This window comes from uncultured Blautia sp. (genome assembly GCF_902497045.1).
Classification (GTDB): domain Bacteria; phylum Bacillota; class Clostridia; order Lachnospirales; family Lachnospiraceae; genus Blautia_A.
Genome location: NZ_CABVDF010000297.1, coordinates 1 through 2717, shown reverse-complemented (window position 1 = coordinate 2717; position 2717 = coordinate 1). Strand labels below are relative to the sequence as shown.

4 protein-coding genes are annotated in these 2717 nt (G+C 41.1%); all 4 read right to left on the bottom strand.

The genetic code is table 11. From position 1 onward, the window contains the following. Positions 1-592: DDE-type integrase/transposase/recombinase (locus tag RDS42_RS13975; RefSeq protein WP_243036782.1), on the bottom strand; the 592-nt coding region annotated here is incomplete at its 3' end. Further along, positions 589-927 carry a transposase gene (locus RDS42_RS13970; RefSeq protein ID WP_287638919.1) on the bottom strand — a complete coding sequence of 113 codons (339 nt, stop codon included), beginning with the start codon at positions 925-927 and terminating at the stop codon, positions 589-591. The genes RDS42_RS13970 and RDS42_RS13975, both read right to left, overlap by 4 nt. A gap of 55 nt (positions 928-982) precedes the next feature. After that, entirely contained in the window at positions 983-1957 is a 975-nt protein-coding gene (locus tag RDS42_RS13965) for a carbohydrate kinase family protein (protein ID WP_118586081.1), read from the bottom strand. Then, on the bottom strand, positions 1941-2717 hold a 777-nt coding region (locus RDS42_RS13960), incomplete at its 5' end, for an MFS transporter (protein ID WP_308784196.1). The genes RDS42_RS13960 and RDS42_RS13965, both read right to left, overlap by 17 nt.

Sequence of the window (2717 nt, the reverse complement as noted above, 5' to 3'; positions counted from 1 at the left end):
AATGGATAATGGCTCCACGGATACTAGGATACGCTTTAGCAGCATTTTCCAGTGTCTCTTTACATAAAGAGGCTTTCATATTTGTATCCATTGCCAAACCGATCACGCTGGAATCAAAGCAGTCAAAAATGGCTGAAACATACAGTTTCCCATCACAGCCTTTGATCTCTGTCATATCTGTAACACATTTTGTCAGCGGTTCTTCTGCGTGGAAATCACGCTTTAACAGATCCTCTGATTTTCTGGCTTCCCTGTCCGCTTTCGTGATCCCGTTCGGTTTGCGTCTGGGATGATGACTGATCCCAATCTCTTCCATTACACGGTAAACAGTGCGTTCACTGGGAATATCCACATTTTTCGGCTGTTTCATCGTCAATGCCTGATACATGCGGGTACGGCCATACGTATCATTGCAGATATCTTCTGTAAGTATATCTTTCATGGCATCTGCCAGTGGCTGATATTTCCATGGGCGGTCTTTCATGACAAGATACTGGTAATATCCCTGTCTGCTGACATGGAGAACCCTGCAGAAAAAGGTAATATTTCCTTTGGAGCTGCCGTCTTTTGTTTTTAATGCAATAAACTTCATTCTTTCGTTTTTGCTGACTTCAGACGGCTCGCGGCGAAAAAAGCACTGGCTTCCTCAAGAAAGTCGTTTTCTTTCTTTAAAAGTCTGATTTCCTTCTCCAGTTCCTTTACCTGTTGACGGAGCCTTAAAAGTTCTTCATTAAGCGTCATGGCACTTTGTGGAGTCTGTGAGCCAGCTCCAAGATCAAGATTGCCAAGACGGTTCGCATGTACCCGGCCATACAGGGTATTCCTTGGCACTCCCAGTTCTTCAGCTGCCTTAGCTTGTCCGATTTCTTTAGCGAGTTTCACCGCCTGTACTTTGTATTCATGGTCATATTGTCTGTTTCCTACCATTTTGTCCACTCTCCTTATCCTCTTGATTATATCTCAAATCCTTGAGAATGAGGTGTCAACTTTTTTTATACCACATCATAAATTCAAGCACTGCTTCTTTCGTCGGAATCGCAGGGATTCCACCTCTCTTTTGCACACACAATCCGGCAACTGCATTTCCCAAAACAGCACACTTTCTGATCTCTTCCCATTCCATCTTTTCTACGGGCTTGTTTATAGAAAGAATACTGCATAATACGCCTCCCCAGAAGGAATCACCCGCTCCGGTCGTATCGACTGCATTGGTCTGAAACGCTTTTATGATTTCTTTTCTGTTTTTTGCTGCCATAAGAACACCCTGTTCTCCCAATGTAACGGCAACCAGCTTCGGTCCCATAGCAAGAATTTCTTCTGCAGCCTGCTCATAACTTTTTGCCCCTGTCAGGAGAATACTCTCTTCATCCGATACCTTCATGACATCTACCAGTTCTACAACAGATTTCATTTTTTTCACTGCACGCTCTTTACTTTTCCACAGGGATGGACGGTAATTCGGGTCGTAGGAAATAAGTACACCCGCTGCTTTTGCCATTTTTACCGCTTCGATCGTTGCGCTTTCTGCCGGTTCGTCTGTCAGCGATAATGATCCAAAATGAAAAATTCTACATCCGGAAATTAACGTCTGGTCCAGTTCTTCTTTTTTTAACTGTGTATCTGCACCCGGTTTTCTTGCAAAAGAAAAATTTCGTTCTCCATTTTCACCGATTTCCACAAATGCCAACGTTGTAAAATAACCCGGGTCTTCAACAATAGCATCTGTATTGATTCCTTCCTTTTGCAATGTCTTCTTTAAAAATTTACCATGCATATCGTTTCCAACTTTTCCAATAAAAGATGTGTGATACCCAAAGTGGCTTGCAACGGTTAGAAGATTTGCCGGAGCACCGCCGGGATTCTGTTCGAACAATTTCCTCCCATCCTGACTGTGTCCTGCTTCCGTAAAATCAATCAGCAATTCTCCCAATGCCACGATATCAACTTTTTCTTCCATTTTTCAGTTCCTCCACAATCTCGTTATAACGTTTTTTATTTAACCGGTAGAAAAATAATACAACCGCAGTCACAATCCAAAGTGCACCTGGAATCGTCGTAAATGCATGTTTCATAATTGAAAGTACAGTTGCATTTTGTGTCTGATTTGCAATATAACCATATTTTCCAAGTAATCCTGCTAAAAGTGCTGTTCCAACTGCCATTCCGATTTTATTTCCAAGTGAAATAAATGCATACTGAAAACCATCATTTCTAAGTCCGGTTTTCCACTCCCCATATTCCACACAGTCTGGAATAATTGCATAGATTGCGGTATTAAATCCAGAGAAAAAAAACTGTGTGAGACCAGATAATGCATAAAAAATAGCTGGTGATTCTTTGGCATTGAAGAAAAACATAGACAACATTGAAATTCCTGTAAATAAAGCAAAGAGAGATGCTGTTCTTCCTTTGTTATTCAACTTGCGGAATACTGGTTGAAAACAGGCTGCCCCGATAATAGACGGAATAATAATGCACATGGAATAAGTCGTATAGTAAGTGGCATTTCCTTCCACATATGTAAAATAATACAGAATATCTGCGTTTCTACCATATAATGTAAATCCAAATAATATCTGTCCTACCAATGCAAGAAGATATGGTCTGTTCTGCATGACTGTTTTCAACTGAACCTTTACAGAAATTTTTTCTTTTTCCGGAGTGATCACTGCCTCTTTCGTCTTCGCAAAGCAGAAGAAATGACAGGCTGTAAAAAT

Bases quoted from the DNA above. Each gene is read 5' to 3' on its own strand.
- RDS42_RS13965 (WP_118586081.1), bottom strand. From the start codon at position 1,957: ATGGAAGAAAAAGTTGATATCGTGGCATTGGGAGAATTGCTGATTGAT.
- RDS42_RS13970 (WP_287638919.1), bottom strand. From the start codon at position 927: ATGGTAGGAAACAGACAATATGACCATGAATACAAAGTACAGGCGGTG.